Genomic DNA, 15879 nt, shown 5'->3' with positions numbered 1-15879 from the left:
GTGAGTGCGGCGGTACGGCTGTGAGGTAGGGCTCACCGCCGCCGCGACCCTGGCTTCCGGCGGCCGGTCGCCGGCCGACCCCTAAGGGTCGGATGCGGGTCAGCTCCGGCCGTTCTCGGGGTAGTCGCGATCTATCGCGTCTGTGTACGGTGGATCGGTGGATGAATCGCAGCTCCAGAAGCCCGCGCAGCAGCCCGTAGAGCCCGCACAGCGCCCGGCGGAGACGGCCGTCGCGGCCCAGCCCGCCACCGGGACCCCCGGCGAGGTGGACCTGCGCGCGTCGGACGCCGACCGGGACCGGATCGCCGACATCCTGCGCGAGGCCCTGGCCGAGGGCCGGCTCGACTCGACCGAGCACTCCGAGCGCCTCGACCGGGTCTACGCGGCCAAGACCCTCGGCGAGTTGGAGCCGCTGGTACGCGACCTGCCGTCCGGGCGTACGACGTCCCCCGCGCCCGCCCCCCTGCCCCGCGGATACGCCGGCGACGGCAGCGGCGAGAACCCGAACCTGGTCGGCATCCTCGGCGGCGCCGAGCGCAAGGGCCGCTGGCGCGTCGGCCACAAGATCACCGCGGTGGCGATCATGGGCGGCGTCGAGATCGACCTGTCAGAGGCCACCTTCACCGCGCCGGAACTGGTCATCCACTGCACCGCCGTGATGGGCGGAGTCAGCATCAGGCTGCCGGAGAACGTGACGCTGCGCGGCGGCGGCGTGATCGGCATCATGGGCGGCTCCGACATCAAGGCCTACGAGTCCACCGACCCCGGCGCACCCGTCGTCCGGGTGGACGGAGTGGCCTTCTGGGGCGGCGTCGAGGCGAAGGCGAAGCGGGGCAAGAAGATCAAAGACTGGACCCGTAAATAGGCCTTCCGGGCCCGGTTTCCCGGGTGCGCCGCGGCCCTTCGCCGTCGACGGCCAGGCCCCTGCGTGCGCGGGCGACCCCCTGCTTGCCGTCCTGCGACGACATACGGCAACCCCGCCGGGGGTGCGGGCAACCCCCACCCACCGTCGTGTGACGAGGTACGGCAACCACCGCCAGGGGCGCGTGGGGGCACCCCCAGGCGAAGCCCTGGGGGAGAACGGCGCGCCAAGCCACGGACGGCAGTCGTGTGGCGACGGACCCCCGCCACCCCAGGGGCGCGGGGAACTGCGCGCCAAGCCACGGACGGCAGTCGTGTGGCGACGGACCCCCGCCACCCCAGGGGCGCGAGGAACGGCGCGCCAAGCCATGGACGGCAGTCGTGTGGTGACGGACCCCCGCCACCCCAGGGGCGCGGGGAACTGCGCGACCAGCCCCCACCGGGGGTGCGGGTCGTCACCGTCCCAAAGGGGCTGTTGCTGTCGTACACGGACCACCGGCCGGTGGCCGGTTGCGCGCGCAGTTCCCCGCGCCCCTAGGTGGCTGCCCCCTTCCGCAATGGGAGCCGCAGCACCCCCGCGCCCGGGGAGGTTGACCCTCCCTGAAGGGGAGCCGCAGCAGCCGCGCGGGCGGGGAGGGTTGACCTCTTGCCGGAGGGGAGCCGTGGCAGCACCGCGGGCGGGGAGGGGTGAACCCCCGCTGGAGGGGAGCCGGGCCGCGCCCGTGGCGGGGGGTGTGGGGCGGTTGGGGAGGGAGGGGGGAGTGTGGCGTGTGTGCGCCACCTGTGCTGCGTGTTCACGCCACGCCCAGGTCAGCGGGGGTATCGGTGCGTGACCGTAGGTGAACACGGTGCGCATGAAGTCGCGCACAGCGGGTAGGGGAACGGGACACGCCGCCGCGCTGCCGCCGCCGCACGCTGCGCACGGGGAGCAGTCGGCGCGGGCCAGCGTGACACCACGAGCCGTCGTCAGGAGTTTCCCGTGCTTCAACCGATCGAGCCCGTCATGGACCCCGCCACTCCACCAGGTCATCCACGCGACTTGGGCGGTCCCTGGCACTCGGAGGCGGCATGCCGCAGTGACGAGGCGGGGCTGTTCTTCGCACCGTCGAAGGAGCCCACCGCGGCCCGGCTGGCCCGGGAGGAGGCGGCGAAGCGGGTCTGCGCCCGCTGCCCCGTCATGCTCGAATGCCGCGAACACGCCCTGCTCCAGCCGGAGCCGTACGGCGTGTGGGGCGGTATGACGGCGGCCGAGCGCCGGGTGGTCCTGGCCCGCAGGCGCCGCCGCGAGGTCGAACTCCAGCGCCCCGCGGCCGGTATAGCCGTCGCGGGCTGACGGGGCGGCGGTTCACGTCCTGTCCGGGTGGCCGCGCGCTCGGGGCGCGGCCACCCGGGCAGGGGGTAGCGCGGGGACGGGGCTCAGCGTGCCCGGTCGAAGTCGATCGCGCTGTAGGCCCGCAGCTTCGACAGCCGGTGCTCGGAGTCGATCTGCCGGATGGTGCCGGACTTGGACCTCATCACCAGTGATGAGGTGGTGGCCGTCTCGCGCCGGTAGCGCACTCCGCGCAGCAGCTCGCCGTCGGTGACGCCGGTCGCCACGAAGAAGACGTTGTCACCGCTGACCAGGTCCTTGGTCTCCAGCACCCGGTCCAGGTCGTGCCCGGCGTCCAGTGCCCGCTGCCGCTCTTCGTCGTCCTTCGGCCAGAGCCTGCCCTGGATGATGCCGCCCAAGCAGGTGACCGCGCAGGCGGCGATGATGCCTTCCGGTGTGCCCCCGATGCCGAGCAGCAGGTCGACGCCGGTCCCTTCGCGTACCGCCATGATCGCGCCGGCCACGTCGCCGTCGGCGATGAACTTGATGCGGGCGCCGGTCTCCCGGATCTCCCGCACGATGGCGTCGTGCCGCGGCCGGTCGAGCACCACGACCGTGACGTCCTCGGGCGCGCTGCCCTTGGCCTTGGCGACCCGGCGGACGTTGACCGACGGCGGCGCGGTGATGTCGACGACTTCGGCCGCCTCCGGGCCTGCGACGAGCTTGTCCATGTAGAAGACCGCCGAGGGGTCGAACATCGTGCCGCGGTCGGCGACCGCGAGCACCGAGACGGCGTTGGGCATGCCCTTGGCGGTGAGCGTGGTGCCGTCGACCGGGTCCACGGCGACGTCGCACTCCGCACCGGTGCCGTCGCCGATCCGCTCGCCGTTGAAGAGCATCGGCGCTTCGTCCTTCTCGCCTTCGCCGATCACCACCACGCCGTTCATCGACACGGTGTGCACCAGGGTCCGCATCGCCTTGACCGCGGCGCCGTCCGCTCCGTTCTTGTCGCCGCGCCCGACCCACCGCCCGGCGGCCATGGCGGCGGCCTCGGTGACGCGGACGAGTTCGAGGGCGAGGTTGCGGTCGGGTGCCTCGGGGCTCACTTCGAGCGCGGGGGGCAGGTGTTGTTCGGTCATCGCAGCGCACCTTTCTGTACGAGGACGGCCGGATATGAGGGTCCTGCGACCCTATCTGGTTCGCGCGAATATGAGCAGGGTGCTTGTCACATGAGCAGATGGCGGCCGGGTGTCGGGGTCCCGCGACCCGGTGGTCGGGGCACTGCGGGGCATGGGGGACCATGGATGCGTGGCAGCAGACAAGCGTGGCAACAAGACGGTGAAGGACCTCTTCCTGTCCCTGGCGGTTCTCAGTGTCGTCGTCGCGGTCATCTACCTGTTCATCCCGCATGACTCCAAGGCCGACCCGGTCAAGCCGATCACCTATTCGGTGGAGCTCGGGCAGGCCAGGCGGGACGCGCCGTACAAGGTCGCGGGGCCCGAGGGTCTGGGCGCCCGGTGGCGGCCCACCTCGGTCACCTACAGCGCGGCCGATCCGCACAAGGTGACCTGGCACCTCGGCTTCGTCGACCCCGAGCAGCAGTACGTGGCCATCGAGCAGAGCAACGGCGACCCTGACGCGTTCATTGCCGAGGTGACGCTCGGCGCGCACCGCGACGGCACGCGTACGGTCTCCGCCGGCGGCCAGGTCTGGGAGCGCTGGGCGGGCAAGCGGTACGACGCGCTGGTGCGCAAGGAGCAGGGTGTGACCACGATCGTGCTCGGCACCGGGCCCGACGGCCAGCTCACGCAGATGGCCGCCGCGCTCCGCGAGCGCGGCGGCCGGTGAGACCGGTTTCCGGGCCGGGCCTTCGCCCGGCCGGTGCGACTCAGACGGTCGTGACAACCTCGTCGTAGGACAGCCGCGGGTTGCGCGGGTACCAGGCGTTCTCGCCCGGCTTGCCGATGTTCACCACGGCGAGCACCGAGTGCTCGCCGTCCGCGAAGAACTCCTTGTTGATGCCGTCGGCGTCGAAGCCGGTCATCGGGCCCGCGGCGAGGCCGGCGGCGCGCACGCCGATGATGAAGTAGCCGACCTGGAGCGCGGCGTTGAACGCGGCCGACCGCTCGCGCACCGGGCGCTCGCCGAAGAGGACGTCCTTGGCCTGCGGGAAGACCGGGAACTGCGCGGGCAGCTCCTCGTGGAACTCGTTGTCCGCGGCGAGGATCGCCACCAGCGGGGCGGTCGAGGTCTTCGGCTGGTTGCCCTCGGACATGTGCTGCACCAGGCGCTCGCGGCCCTCGGCGGAGCGGACCAGCACGACCCGCAGCGGCTGCTGGTTGAAGGCGGTGGGGGCGTACTTGACGAGGTCGTAGATCGCCTGGACCTGCTCATCGGCCACCGGGTCCGCGGTGAAGGTGTTCGCGGTGCGGGCCTCGCGGAAGAGGAGGTCCTGGGCGGCGGGGTCGAGTGCGAGCGTCATGGAATACCTCTGGGGGGAGTGGATCGGTACACAGTCCCGTGTGCGGGACAACGAATCCAACCTCCGTGAAAGCTCAACCATTCCGCTTTCAACTGTGAACCAAGTCACAGGTCCAAGGGTCAGGTCCAGGACCAGGTCCAGGGCTTTGAGCTGGTACTTTACGCCCCCCGGCGGGTGCTAAGCCTCCGCGCCGTCCGGATCCCCGCCCTCCTCGCCCGTGGCGTCCGCCGCCGCGTCCGCCTCCTCCTCCGCCGCGAGTGCCGCGTTCAGCCGCCTGCGCGCGCCCTCGAGCCAGTGCCGGCACACCCTCGCCAGCTCCTCGCCCCGCTCCCACAGCGCGAGCGACTCCTCGAGCGTGGCGCCGCCCGCCTCCAGCCGGCGCACGACGTCGATCAGCTCGTCGCGGGCCTGCTCGTACCCCAGCGCGGCGGTGGTGGTGTCCTGGTCTGCTGCCATGGCGCCCAGCCTACGGGCGGCCGCCGACAGCCCCGCTCAGCCGCAGGACCCCGGCCCGCACACCCGCCCGGGCGGCAGCCCGCGCCCGTGCGCGCGCCCCCGCCGGCGGCCCGCGCCCGCACGCCCACCCGCTGCACGCGCCCGGCCGCCCGGTTCACCCGCCGCCGGCCACCCGTACGGTGAAGTCGCCCGCCGCCACCCGCGCCCGCAGCGTCTCGCCCTCGGCGACGTCGGCCGGGTCGCGCACCGCGGCGCCGTCCGCGCGCTGGAGCACCGCATAGCCCCGCCGCAGCGTCGCCGCGGGGGACAGCGCCACCACCCTGGCCAGCGTGTGCGACAGGTCCGCGTCCGCCCGGTCGAGCGCGTGCCGCAGCGAGCGGCGGCCCCGGTCGAGCCGGTCGGCCACCTCGGCGGCCCGGTCGTCGATCATCCGGTGCGGCGCCGCCATCGAGGGCCGGCTCAGCGCCGCTTCGAGGCCCCGCTCCTCCCGGTCGAGCAGCCCGCGGATCACCCGCAGCGCCCGGTCGCTGACCAGCTGCACCTTGGCGAGCTCCTCGCGAACGTCGGGCACCACACGTTTGGCGGCGTCCGTCGGTGTGGACGCGCGCAGGTCGGCCACCAGGTCGAGCAGCGGCGAGTCGGGCTCGTGCCCGATCGCCGAGACGACCGGTGTGACGCAGTCGGCGACCGTGCGCACCAGCTGCTCGTCCGAGAAGGGCAGCAGGTCCTCGACGCTGCCGCCGCCCCTGGCCACGATGATCACGTCGACCTCGGGGTGCGCGTCCAGCTCCCGCACCGCCTCGACGACCTTGGGCACCGCGCTCGCGCCCTGCACGGGCACATTGCGCACCTCGAAGCGCACCGCGGGCCAGCGCAGCCGAGCGTTCTCCCGTACGTCCCGCTCCGCCGCCGAGGCGCGCCCGGTGACCAGGCCGATCAGCTGCGGCAGGAAGGGCAGCGGGCGCTTGCGGTCGAGCGCGAACAGCCCCTCGCCGGCCAGCTGCTTCTTCAGCCGCTCCAGCCGCACCAGCAGCTCGCCCACCCCCACAGGGCGGATCTCCACCGCCCGCAGCGACAGGCTGCCCCGCGGGCCGTACCACTCCGGTTTCGCGTGCAGCACCACCCGCGCACCCTCGCCGACCACGTCCGCGACCTGGTCGAAGACGCCGCGGAAGCAGGTCACGCTCAGCGAGACGTCGTGCGAGGGGTCGCGCAGCGTCAGGAAGACCACGCCCGCCCCCGGGCGCCGGGACAGCTGGGTGATCTGCCCCTCGACCCACACCGCGCCGAGCCGGTCGATCCATCCGCCGATCAGCCGGGACACCTCGCCGACCGGGATCGGCGTGTCCGCCGAGGTGCTGAGAGCCATTCCCCGACCATAGCGCCGCCCCCCGACACCCCGGGGGCAACCGTGCGGGACGCCGGGACTACAGTCGTACAAGCTACGACGCCCGTACGAAATCTTCCGGGGGAACGACCATGAACAGGCGCATCGTGACCATCTCCGTCGGCCTCGCCGCCGCCGGCCTGCTGGCAGCCGGCTGCGGGGGGAGCGGCGGCGGCGACAAGCCGGCCGCCTCCGCCACCGCCTCGGGCAAGGACGCCAAGGACGCCAGGACCGGTGACAAGGGCGACAAGGCGGCCGCCGCTCCGATCATCACGGTCGCGCAGGCCAACGCCGTCCTGGACAACTACCAGAAGATCAACAACGAGGCCAACACGACGCAGGACACCGCGAAGCTCGGCACGATCGAGGCCGGCGCGCTGTTTCAGGAGGACTCGGCGGCCTACAAGCAGTATCCGAAGCTGTCGGCCAAGGACAGGAAGGGCTACTACGAGCCGTTCACCTACTCCCGGCGGCAGTTCTTCATCCCCTCCACCGGCTCCTGGTTCATGGCCAGCGCCGACACCGGCAACACCCTCCAGGTGATCGTCTTCCAGCAGCAGTCGGGCGGTCACTGGAAGATGGTCGTGGCCGACAACTACAAGGGCACGCTGCCGGCCCTGGCCAAGGGCTCCGACGGCGCCCCCGTCGTCGTCGCGCCGGACGCGACCGTGGGCGCCACCGACCTGTCCGGCCTCGGCGGCGCCGTCGCCGACCTGCGCGCCTCCGGCGGCGCCAAGGCCGGCGGGCGACTCGCCGACTCGGCGGTCAGGCGTGCGGCGGTCAAGGATCACACGACGCGGAACGACCACTGGGGCCGCTACAAGACCTGCCTGCGGACCGACTACGAGGCCGCGGGCGACAAGTGGGACAGCGCGTACACCAAGTACCCCGACGTCTACGCGCTCAAGGCCGCGGACGGCGGCGCCCTGGTGGCCTCGACCTCCTACTTCGTGAAGCTGGAGTTCTCCACCCGCCCCGACACCTGCACGGTGGTGCCGGGCGGCGCCACCACGGCCTACCTGCACGGCGACCAGACCGGTGTCCGCAGCCGCTACGCGAGCCTCGACGTGATCTCGGTGCCCGCCGCGGGCAAGCCCGTCCAGCTGGGCGGCGACACCTACCTCATCGGCGCGAGTTCCTGACCGCCTCCACACGCCCCCCGACCGCCCCCGAACGCGCCGGGCACCCACCGTACGATGGACCGCATGACGACCGAAACCAGCCGCCGCGTCCTGCTCGCCGCCCCCCGCGGGTACTGCGCAGGCGTGGACCGTGCCGTGATCACCGTCGAGAAGGCGCTCGAGCAGTACGGCGCCCCTGTCTACGTGCGCAAGCAGATCGTGCACAACAAGTACGTCGTGCAGACCCTGGAGAAGAAGGGCGCCGTCTTCGTCGACGAGACCGCCGAGGTGCCGGAGAACGCGATCGTGATCTTCTCCGCGCACGGCGTCGCCCCGGTCGTCCACGAGGAGGCCGACCGCCGCAAGCTGGCCTCGATCGACGCGACCTGCCCGCTGGTGACCAAGGTCCACAAGGAAGCCGTCCGCTACGCGAACGACGACTACGACATCCTCCTCATCGGCCACGAGGGCCACGAGGAGGTCATCGGCACCATGGGCGAGGCCCCGGAGCGGACCCACCTGGTGGACGGCCCCGGGGACGTCGCGGACCTGAGCGTCCGGGACGAGTCGAAGGTCGTCTGGCTGTCCCAGACGACGCTCTCGGTGGACGAGACGATGGAGACCGTCGACGCGCTCAAGGAGCGCTTCCCCAACCTGCTCTCGCCGCCGAGCGACGACATCTGCTACGCCACCCAGAACCGCCAGGTCGCGGTCAAGCAGATCGCCGCCGACGCCGACCTGGTCATCGTGGTCGGCTCCCGCAACTCCTCGAACTCCATCCGGCTGGTCGAGGTCGCCCTCCAGGCCGGCGCCGGCGCGTCGTACCTGGTGGACTTCGCCGACGAGTGCGACGAGGGCTGGCTCGAAGGCGTCGGCACGGTCGGCGTCACCTCGGGCGCCTCGGTGCCGGAGATCCTCGTCGACCAGGTGCTGGAGTGGCTGGCGGTGCGCGGGTTCGCGGATGTCCAGATCGTCACCTCGGCGCGCGAGTCCATCCAGTTCTCGCTGCCCAAGGAACTGCGCCGGGACTTGCGTGCCGAAGCGCTGACCGGGGAATCTGCCAAGGGGTGAGTATGTCCGCGCGCCTCCCACGGGGGGAGCTACGAGAGGTGCGGCCCGCGGCCCGCCTCTAGCCTGGAGGTCATGAACGTGTTCGGTGTGGACATCGGCGGTACGGGCATCAAGGGCGCCCCTGTCGACCTCGACAAGGGCGACCTGTCGGACGAGCGGTACAAAGTACTGACGCCGCATCCGGCCACCCCGGAGGGCGTGATCGACGGCGTGCACGACGTCGTGACGCACTTCGGCTGGTCGGGACCGCTGGGGGTGACCTTCCCCGGGGTCGTGCGGGACGGCGTGACCAGGACCGCCGCCAACGTCGACGCCGCCTGGGTCGGCCTCGACGCCCGCAAGGCGATAAGCGACCGCCTCGGCCTGCCCGTGATGGTGCTCAACGACGCGGACGCGGCGGGCGTCGCCGAGATGACCTTCGGCGCCGGGCGCGGGCACGGCGGCACCGTCATCGTGCTGACGCTCGGCACGGGCATCGGCAGCGCCGTCTTCGTCGACGGCCGCCTGCTGCCCAACACCGAACTCGGCCACCTGGAGCTGCACGGCCACGACGCGGAGAAGCGCGCCTCGGTCAAGGCCCGCGAGGACGAGGACCTGAGCTGGGAGCACTGGGCGCACCGGCTGCGCAAGTACCTGGCGCACGTCGAGATGCTGTTCTCGCCCGACCTGTTCGTGCTGGGCGGCGGCATCAGCCGCAAGTCCGAGAAGTTCCTGCCGTATCTGCACGGCCACGGGCTCAGCGCGGAGATCGTCCCCGCCGAGCTGCAGAACAACGCCGGGATCGTCGGCGCCGCGATGGCAGCCGCAAAGCTCTGACCCCGACGATCAGCGCGGCCAGCACGGTGCCGGTGTAGAGCCAGCCGGTCATCAGCGCGAGCCCGGTGAACAGGCCCAGCAGGTGCCCGGCCAGGCTGCCGTCCCCGCTGTCGCCGGTCAGCCCGATGCCCACGGCGAAGGCGATCGGCGCCGCCACCGGGGCCGCCACCAGGTCGTACGGCCGCACGTAGAACGCCGCCGTCGCGCTCACCGCGACGAAGGCGACGCCGAAGAAGACGCCGGGGCCGTCGAAGAGCATCGCGTCGACGGTGCCGGCCAGCACGGTCACCACGGTGACCAGCAGGCCGGTGCCGAGGCCGGTCAGCCGCGGCCTGGGCTGGGCGGCCCGCAACCGGCGGACCAGGGCGGTGACCGGGTGCGCGGGCTTTCCCGGTGCGCCCCGCGGCCCGGGGTAGACCCCCGCGGCCGCCTCCCCGCCTGGTGCCGGGGCAGGAGCGGCAGCGGAGCCGCTCGGTCGCGCACTGTGTTGATCCACTCACCCAACGTAGGCGCCCGGCTCCGGGAAACCGTGCAGCCGACCCGGAATTTCGCCCGGCTGGGCGCCCGTGTTCGAAGCCGGGCCGGGTGGTGCGCCCCGGCCCCGTAGACTGGCGGCCGGCATCCGGGCTGCGGACGCCGGCCTCGTTACGGGAAGCTACGGGAAGTCGCCACGTGTCGCTCACCATCGGAATCGTCGGTCTGCCGAATGTCGGCAAGTCGACGCTCTTCAACGCCCTGACCAAGAACGACGTGCTGGCGGCCAACTACCCGTTCGCCACGATCGAGCCCAACGTCGGCGTGGTGGGCGTCCCCGACGCCCGGCTCGACACCCTCGCCGGGATCTTCAGCTCGGCCCGCGTCCTGCCCGCCACCGTCGACTTCGTCGACATCGCCGGCATCGTCCGCGGTGCCTCAGAGGGCGAGGGCCTGGGCAACAAGTTCCTGGCCAACATCCGCGAGTCCGACGCGATCTGCCAGGTCATCCGGGCCTTCAAGGACGAGAACGTCGTCCACGTCGACGGCAAGGTCTCGCCCAAGGACGACATCGAGACCATCAACACCGAGCTGATCCTCGCCGACCTCCAGTCCGTCGAGAAGGCCATCCCGCGCCTGACCAAGGAGGCCCGCCTCCAGAAGGAGAAGGCCGCCGTCCTGGCCGCGGCCGAGGCCGCCCAGGCCATCCTGGCCGCCGGCGACACCCTCTTCTCGCACGGCATCACCAAGGGCACCGAGCAGGGCACCCTTCTGCACGAGCTGCACCTGCTCACCACCAAGCCGTTCCTCTACGTCTTCAACGTCGACGAGGACGAGCTGACCGACGAGGCCTTCAAGGACGAGCAGCGCGCCCTGGTCGCCCCGGCCGAGGCGATCTTCCTCAACGCCAAGCTCGAGAGCGACCTCGCCGAGCTCGACGACGCCGAGGCCCTCGAACTGCTCCAGTCCGTCGGCCAGCAGGAACCCGGCCTCGCCACCCTCGCCCGCGTCGGCTTCGAGACCCTCGGCCTCCAGACCTACCTCACCGCCGGCCCGAAGGAATCCCGCGCCTGGACCATCAAGCGCGGCGCCACCGCCCCCGAGGCGGCCGGCGTCATCCACACGGACTTCCAGAAGGGCTTCATCAAGGCCGAGGTCATCTCCTTCGCCGACCTCGTGGCCACCGGCTCCGTCGCCGAGGCCCGCGCCAAGGGCAAGGCCCGCATGGAGGGCAAGGAGTACGTGATGCAGGACGGCGACGTGGTGGAGTTCCGCTTCAACGTGTAGCTGCGCGGGCGGTAGGCCGTCTGACCTGCGGCGGAGGTGTGGGGCGGGCTTTGCGGTCCGCGCCGAGTCCGCAAGCGCACTGACGCGTCGTCAGTACGGGGGAGTGGCTACGCCGCCTCGGGGGCTTGCGCGTCGCCCTCGTCGGGGCGGTCCGCGTACGCCTTGTCGACAGCGGCCCGGGTCCGTTCCTCGGAGTCGGGCCATAGGTGGGTGTAGGTGTTCAGCGTCATGGCCGCGTTGGTGTGGCCGAGGCGCTCGGAGACGGTTTTTACGGATTCGCCGTGCTTGATGAGCAGGCTGGCGTAGTGGTGGCGTAGCGCGTGGGGGCCGGTGCCTTTCGGGATGCCGGCCTTGGCGCAGGCGGGCCGCCAGGCGTGGTCCATGAAGTGGGTGTAGACGATGGGTCCGCCCTGCGGTGCCGTGAAGAGCCAGCCCTCCGCGCTGGCTACGGGGAAGTCTCGCAGGTGTGCTTTGAGGGCGTCCCCGGCCATCTTCGGCAGCGGCACTGTGCGGTGCGAGCGCGTGGTCTTCGGGGGCCCGACGTACACGCCGTGACCCGCTGCCTGCTGGATCTGCTGGTCAACCGAGACGGTCGCGTGGAGCAGGTCCATGTGACGGAGTTGGAGCCCGAAGAGTTCGCCGGGCCGTAGGCCGGTCGCGGCGCCCAGCAGGACCAGGGCCTTGTAGCGCCCGGGCATCTGCTTGGACAGGGTCCGTATCTCTTCGACGGCCAGCGGCACGATGCGCGTTCGGGGGACGGCGGGCAGTTTCGCGCCACTGCACGGGTTGTCGGGGATCATGCGGTCGCGGACGGCCGCACGGAAGACGGCGTTGACGGTGTTGAAGACGGTCCGTGTCGTGCTGGCTGCGAGCTTGTGTGTGGACGTGAGGCCGGCGTCATGGCAGAGGGCGGCCGCGACGCCAGAATGTGGCGAGCCACCAGCAGAGAACCGAGCGGTCGTCGGGCCACGGAGCCCGGTCCTCGGCGTCCCAGTCCTCAAAGGAGTCACGCGTCAGGTCGATGGGGCGCCAGGCGGGGTCGAGCGGTTCGTTCTCGGCCGGCGGACGGACGTACCGGCGGCCGTGCTCGTCGCAGGCACCGAAGTCCTGGTAGTTCCGCTGGGCCTCGATCAGGGAGACCCTGTTGGCGCCGACGGCCGTGGTCGGCCAGCGGAACTGGACCCCGTCGTCCTCCCAAAAGCAGACGGGGCAGATTTCGTAGGAGCCAGGCATCTCGTCGAGCACGCGGTGCCCGCAGCAGGGACAGGGGTGGCGGTCTCTCACCAACGCAGTCTCGGTGAACACCCGGCCGGTGTGCCACGGATTTCTCTGGAGCGGCACACCCGACCAGTCCGCAAGCAGTCCGCAGGACGCGGACGCCCGTAAACCCCCATCGGAGGCCGACGCACGCCAACGACGGAACGCCTGGTCAGAGCCATGATCGGCGCTCCGCCACAGGTCAGGCCCAGCTCCGATGTGTTCCGCTTCAACGTGTGATCGAGTACCTACGGGTGCCCTGACCTGCGGGGAAGCGATTTGTGCTGCCTTGCAGTCCGCAGCGGTCCGCAGGATTTCAGATTCGCCTGGCGCCGTGGCCGATACCGGGGCGCGCGCTGAGTGAATGGACCGCTGGGTGAATGTGTCCATGGGGTCACGACCGAGGTGTGGCATGCGCACCCTGAATGACGTCGCCCTGGCTGGCGCTCGGCAGCTGCCTTACGCCTCCCCGGACAGAACGCCCAGTCGTTCGCGTGGTGCCTTGTACTGGATTCTCTGCGGTGCTGTTCAGCTGTTCCCTCTGCTCGACTGACCCCGAGAGTGGTACGTTATTCAGTACCACTCATCGAAGGGTTTCCTGTCATGTCCATCACCGCGAGCGAGGCTCGCAAGGATCTGTTCCCGCTCATCAAGAAGGTCAACGACGATCACGAGGCCATCGAGATCGTCTCCAAGCACGGGAATGCCGTGCTCGTCTCCGCTGAGGACTACGCTGCCCTGCGTGAGGGCTCTTACCTTCTTCGCTCGCCTGCGAATGCCCGCCGCCTCCTCAAGGCCTACGAGAACGCTCTCGGTCGCATAAACCTCTCCGAGCGTGAGTTGATCGACCCTGACGCGGCGGATGCGGGGCAGGGCGCCGGGTGAGGCTCGTGTTCGAGGACCAGGGCTGGGAGGACTACACGTCCTGGCTCAAGAACGACCGAAAGATGCTCGCCCGGATCAACAAGCTCATCGAGGACGTCAAGCGTGATCCCTTCACGGGAATCGGCAAGCCCGAGCCGCTGAAGTATCACCTGGCGGGCGCCTGGTCACGGCGGATCGATGACGAGCACCGCCTCGTCTACCTCGTCACGGACGAAGAGGTCATCATCCTCGCCGCCCGCTACCACTACTGATCGTCCTCCCTCGAAGGTCCACCTCGGCCAGTCCGGCAGACAGTCCGCAGGACGCCCGTAAACCACCGTCGGCAGCCAACGCACGCCAGCACAGACATACCTGGTCGGAGCCATGATCGGCGCTCCGCCGCAGGTCAGGTCCGGCCCGGATGTGTTCCGCTTCAACGTCTGACCGTGTGCTCGGCGGAGGCCTGACCTGCACAGGAAGCGATTTGTGCTGCCCTGTGGTCCGCAGTGGTCCGCAGAATGTCGGATCCGCCCGGCGTCTTGGGTGCGGACCGTTGCGCAGTGGGGCTGCCTGCGCTGCGACCGGCGGTGCGAGTGCGCGATGGGCGGCCGGCGGAATCGGGGCCACGCCGCTGCGGCGAGCAATGGAGTTGCTTACGGACAAGCGGATCGTCGCCGCAGAGCTGCCCGTTTCGCTGAGGCCGTCGAAGGATCGCCGCTACCGGGTGACCGATCCCAACCTGCGATTCTGGTTGTACCTGCTCGGCCCGTACATGGTGGCTCCCGGGCTGCTGAGGTACTCGGCGTCGGCGCCGGCCAAGTCCGCGCGGGCGGCGGCGATTTCTTCCGGGGTGAAGGAGCCGTGTTCTGCCTGCGACCGGCGATCCACCGCAGGCCGGGAGCGCCCCGAATGCGTTCCGACTCGACGGGTGAGGCTGGTGCGGAACCGAAGTGGCGCGGATGGTGTCCAGGTCCGTGTGGGGTACAACAGTGCGAGCGCAGGGGCGGGCGGCACCGTGAAACGAGCTAACAGGATCATCAGTGTGGCTGTGCTGGCGGCAGCGCTGGTGGCGGGTGTGAGCGGCTGTGGTGGCGACTCACCCTCCTCCGGGTCCCGATCGGCGGCCTCCTCCGGTACGGCGAAGGCGAGCACCGGCCCCGCGTCGAAGCCTTCGCTGCCGACGAGATCGGCGACGCTGCAGCGGCCGCAGATGCTGCTCGACACCATCGAACCGCAGAGCGGTACGACCGTGGGGGTGGCGATGCCGATCTCCGTCACTTTCAGCAAGGCGGTGGCCGTCTCGGCCCGCGCGGACATCGAGAAGCACCTGGAACTCACCACCTCGACCCCGGTGACCGGCGCTTGGCACTGGTTCAGCTCCCGGCGGGTGGACTTCCGCCCCAAGGCGTACTGGCCCACCGGGACGAAGGTCACCCTTGACGCGGAACTCGCCGGAGTGGGCGACGGGAACGGACGCTACGGCGTCCACTCCTACCGGCACTCTTTCACCGTCGGCTCGGACGACGAGGTGCACGTCTACGCGGACCAGCACCTGATGAAGGTCTATCGCGACGGCGCGGTGACCAAGACGTTTCCGATCGACGCCGGCAGCGCGAAGTACCCCTCGTGGACCGGGACGATGGCGGTCATGGGCAAGGCACGAAAGGTGCTCATGGACTCGTGCAGCGTCCACATCGCCTGCAGCAAGAGCGATCCGGACTACTACCACGACTACTACCCCTTCGCCGTGGAACTGACGACCTCCGGAACGTACGTGCACTACTCCGACGGCGACCCGCAGCCGGGCCACAGCGCCGGCTCGCACGGCTGCGTCCACCTGTCGATGGCCGACGCGCAATGGTTCTTTGCCTTCGCCCGCCAGGGGGACCCCGTCACCATCACAGGCTCCGCGAGCCCCGCCGCCCCGGCGGACAACGGCTACGCCGACTACGACGTGACCGACTGGAGCACCTGGATCTCTCCCAGCGCGAGCGGGCTCGGCCAGCTCACCACCCCGACCACCGCCTGACAGTCCCGTCCACCCGTCCTTGCCGATGGCCTCGGCAATCCGGTGTAGCGGATCCGGGCGAGCGTCGGACGGCCGCCGTCCGTGCCGACGCGGCTGGTCGCGGCGGGAGGCCGCAGGGCCTCGCATCGTCAAAGCGACGCGCTGGAAGGCGCCCCCTCCTCGCCTTCCAGCGCGTCTTCGACGGCTGTCTCACTCAGGCCACCAGGTGACCGGGGCCGAGGTGCCAACCGAAGCTACGGGATCGCTCCGTACGCGCACTTGTGGATTGCCCGTCCGGGAGGACCGGCGCATGTCCGGTCCGGTGGTGATGGTCCGTGCAGCGATCACCGCAAGTCTGCGGTGAGCTGCTGTCCTTCGGCTGACGGGCCGCGGTTGCGTCCTTGGAAGTGGTGTAGCGGGTTGGACCTGATCCGGGGGTTTGTCCCGGTGTCCGGGTTGGTGCCCGCATAGAGAGACGGCCACCGG

The 15879-nt window shown here is 70.8% G+C and carries 18 protein-coding genes; 10 read left to right on the top strand and 8 right to left on the bottom strand.

Going from position 1 to position 15879, the window contains the following annotated elements; genetic code table 11:
* Positions 1-157: 157 nt before the first annotated feature.
* Together ACGFMP_RS29390 and ACGFMP_RS29385 are read left to right on the top strand one after the other, a co-directional pair.
* Positions 158-865 (top strand): DUF1707 domain-containing protein, encoded by a 708-nt coding sequence (locus tag ACGFMP_RS29390; protein WP_393676068.1) that lies wholly within the window; start codon positions 158-160, stop codon positions 863-865.
* 999 nt (positions 866-1864) lie between these two features.
* A complete protein-coding gene (locus ACGFMP_RS29385) occupies positions 1865-2194 on the top strand; it encodes a WhiB family transcriptional regulator (protein WP_235001883.1) in 330 nt (109 codons plus the stop codon).
* Between the two features lie 83 nt (positions 2195-2277).
* On the opposite strand, the gene glpX is transcribed toward ACGFMP_RS29385, so the two are convergent.
* Positions 2278-3309 carry a class II fructose-bisphosphatase gene (glpX, locus tag ACGFMP_RS29380; RefSeq protein WP_393676067.1) on the bottom strand — a complete coding sequence of 344 codons (1032 nt, stop codon included), beginning with the start codon at positions 3307-3309 and terminating at the stop codon, positions 2278-2280.
* Between the two features lie 169 nt (positions 3310-3478).
* On the opposite strand from glpX, the gene ACGFMP_RS29375 reads away from it, so the two are divergent.
* Positions 3479-4018, top strand: a complete 540-nt coding sequence (locus ACGFMP_RS29375; protein ID WP_393676066.1) for a DUF4245 domain-containing protein — start codon at positions 3479-3481, stop codon at positions 4016-4018.
* A gap of 40 nt (positions 4019-4058) precedes the next feature.
* On the opposite strand, the gene ACGFMP_RS29370 is transcribed toward ACGFMP_RS29375, so the two are convergent.
* The 3 genes from ACGFMP_RS29370 to xseA all read right to left on the bottom strand — a co-directional run bounded on the left by ACGFMP_RS29370 (position 4059) and on the right by xseA (position 6477).
* Complete coding sequence (locus ACGFMP_RS29370; protein WP_393676065.1) at positions 4059-4652, bottom strand: malonic semialdehyde reductase; 594 nt, start codon at positions 4650-4652, stop codon at positions 4059-4061.
* Between the two features lie 177 nt (positions 4653-4829).
* Positions 4830-5108 carry an exodeoxyribonuclease VII small subunit gene (locus ACGFMP_RS29365; RefSeq protein WP_393676064.1) on the bottom strand — a complete coding sequence of 93 codons (279 nt, stop codon included), beginning with the start codon at positions 5106-5108 and terminating at the stop codon, positions 4830-4832.
* Between the two features lie 154 nt (positions 5109-5262).
* Positions 5263-6477, bottom strand: coding sequence for an exodeoxyribonuclease VII large subunit (gene xseA / locus ACGFMP_RS29360; protein WP_393676063.1), 1215 nt, complete (start codon positions 6475-6477; stop codon positions 5263-5265).
* A 110-nt stretch (positions 6478-6587) separates the two neighbouring features.
* On the opposite strand from xseA, the gene ACGFMP_RS29355 reads away from it, so the two are divergent.
* The 3 genes from ACGFMP_RS29355 to ppgK all read left to right on the top strand — a co-directional run bounded on the left by ACGFMP_RS29355 (position 6588) and on the right by ppgK (position 9503).
* Positions 6588-7637, top strand: coding sequence for a hypothetical protein (locus tag ACGFMP_RS29355; protein WP_393676062.1), 1050 nt, complete (start codon positions 6588-6590; stop codon positions 7635-7637).
* Positions 7638-7691: 54 nt separating this feature from the next.
* Positions 7692-8687, top strand: a complete 996-nt coding sequence (locus ACGFMP_RS29350) for a 4-hydroxy-3-methylbut-2-enyl diphosphate reductase (protein ID WP_393676061.1) — start codon at positions 7692-7694, stop codon at positions 8685-8687.
* 72 nt (positions 8688-8759) lie between these two features.
* Complete coding sequence (gene ppgK / locus ACGFMP_RS29345; RefSeq protein ID WP_393676060.1) at positions 8760-9503, top strand: polyphosphate--glucose phosphotransferase; 744 nt, start codon at positions 8760-8762, stop codon at positions 9501-9503.
* On the opposite strand, the gene ACGFMP_RS29340 is transcribed toward ppgK, so the two are convergent.
* Positions 9424-9999 (bottom strand): DUF6542 domain-containing protein, encoded by a 576-nt coding sequence (locus ACGFMP_RS29340; protein ID WP_393676059.1) that lies wholly within the window; start codon positions 9997-9999, stop codon positions 9424-9426. The two genes, ppgK and ACGFMP_RS29340, sit on opposite strands and share 80 nt — an antisense overlap.
* A gap of 176 nt (positions 10000-10175) precedes the next feature.
* On the opposite strand from ACGFMP_RS29340, the gene ychF reads away from it, so the two are divergent.
* Positions 10176-11264: a redox-regulated ATPase YchF gene (ychF, locus tag ACGFMP_RS29335; protein ID WP_393676058.1), complete on the top strand. Its 1089-nt coding sequence runs from the start codon at positions 10176-10178 to the stop codon at positions 11262-11264.
* A 107-nt stretch (positions 11265-11371) separates the two neighbouring features.
* On the opposite strand, the gene ACGFMP_RS29330 is transcribed toward ychF, so the two are convergent.
* The gene (locus tag ACGFMP_RS29330) at positions 11372-12064 is read right to left on the bottom strand and encodes a tyrosine-type recombinase/integrase (RefSeq protein WP_393676057.1); all 693 of its coding nucleotides are present in this window, start codon (positions 12062-12064) and stop codon (positions 11372-11374) included.
* 97 nt (positions 12065-12161) lie between these two features.
* Positions 12162-12548 carry a CPCC family cysteine-rich protein gene (locus tag ACGFMP_RS29325; RefSeq protein WP_393676056.1) on the bottom strand — a complete coding sequence of 129 codons (387 nt, stop codon included), beginning with the start codon at positions 12546-12548 and terminating at the stop codon, positions 12162-12164.
* A 576-nt stretch (positions 12549-13124) separates the two neighbouring features.
* Between ACGFMP_RS29325 and ACGFMP_RS29320 the strand changes: the two genes are divergently transcribed.
* Together ACGFMP_RS29320 and ACGFMP_RS29315 are read left to right on the top strand one after the other, a co-directional pair.
* A complete protein-coding gene (locus tag ACGFMP_RS29320; protein WP_393676055.1) occupies positions 13125-13406 on the top strand; it encodes a type II toxin-antitoxin system Phd/YefM family antitoxin in 282 nt (93 codons plus the stop codon).
* A complete protein-coding gene (locus ACGFMP_RS29315; protein WP_251490148.1) occupies positions 13403-13657 on the top strand; it encodes a Txe/YoeB family addiction module toxin in 255 nt (84 codons plus the stop codon). The genes ACGFMP_RS29320 and ACGFMP_RS29315 overlap by 4 nt, the downstream gene beginning before the upstream one ends.
* A 445-nt stretch (positions 13658-14102) precedes the next feature.
* Here the strand turns inward: ACGFMP_RS29315 and ACGFMP_RS29310 are convergent, their stop codons facing one another.
* Complete coding sequence (locus ACGFMP_RS29310; protein ID WP_393676054.1) at positions 14103-14609, bottom strand: hypothetical protein; 507 nt, start codon at positions 14607-14609, stop codon at positions 14103-14105.
* Between ACGFMP_RS29310 and ACGFMP_RS29305 the strand changes: the two genes are divergently transcribed.
* Positions 14596-15414 carry an Ig-like domain-containing protein gene (locus tag ACGFMP_RS29305; protein ID WP_393676053.1) on the top strand — a complete coding sequence of 273 codons (819 nt, stop codon included), beginning with the start codon at positions 14596-14598 and terminating at the stop codon, positions 15412-15414. The two genes, ACGFMP_RS29310 and ACGFMP_RS29305, sit on opposite strands and share 14 nt — an antisense overlap.
* The last annotated feature ends 465 nt before the right edge of the window (positions 15415-15879 follow it).

It is taken from the genome of Streptomyces sp. NPDC049040, assembly GCF_043197715.1.
GTDB lineage: Bacteria > Actinomycetota > Actinomycetes > Streptomycetales > Streptomycetaceae > Actinacidiphila.
This window is presented reverse-complemented; position numbering and strand designations above follow the sequence as displayed.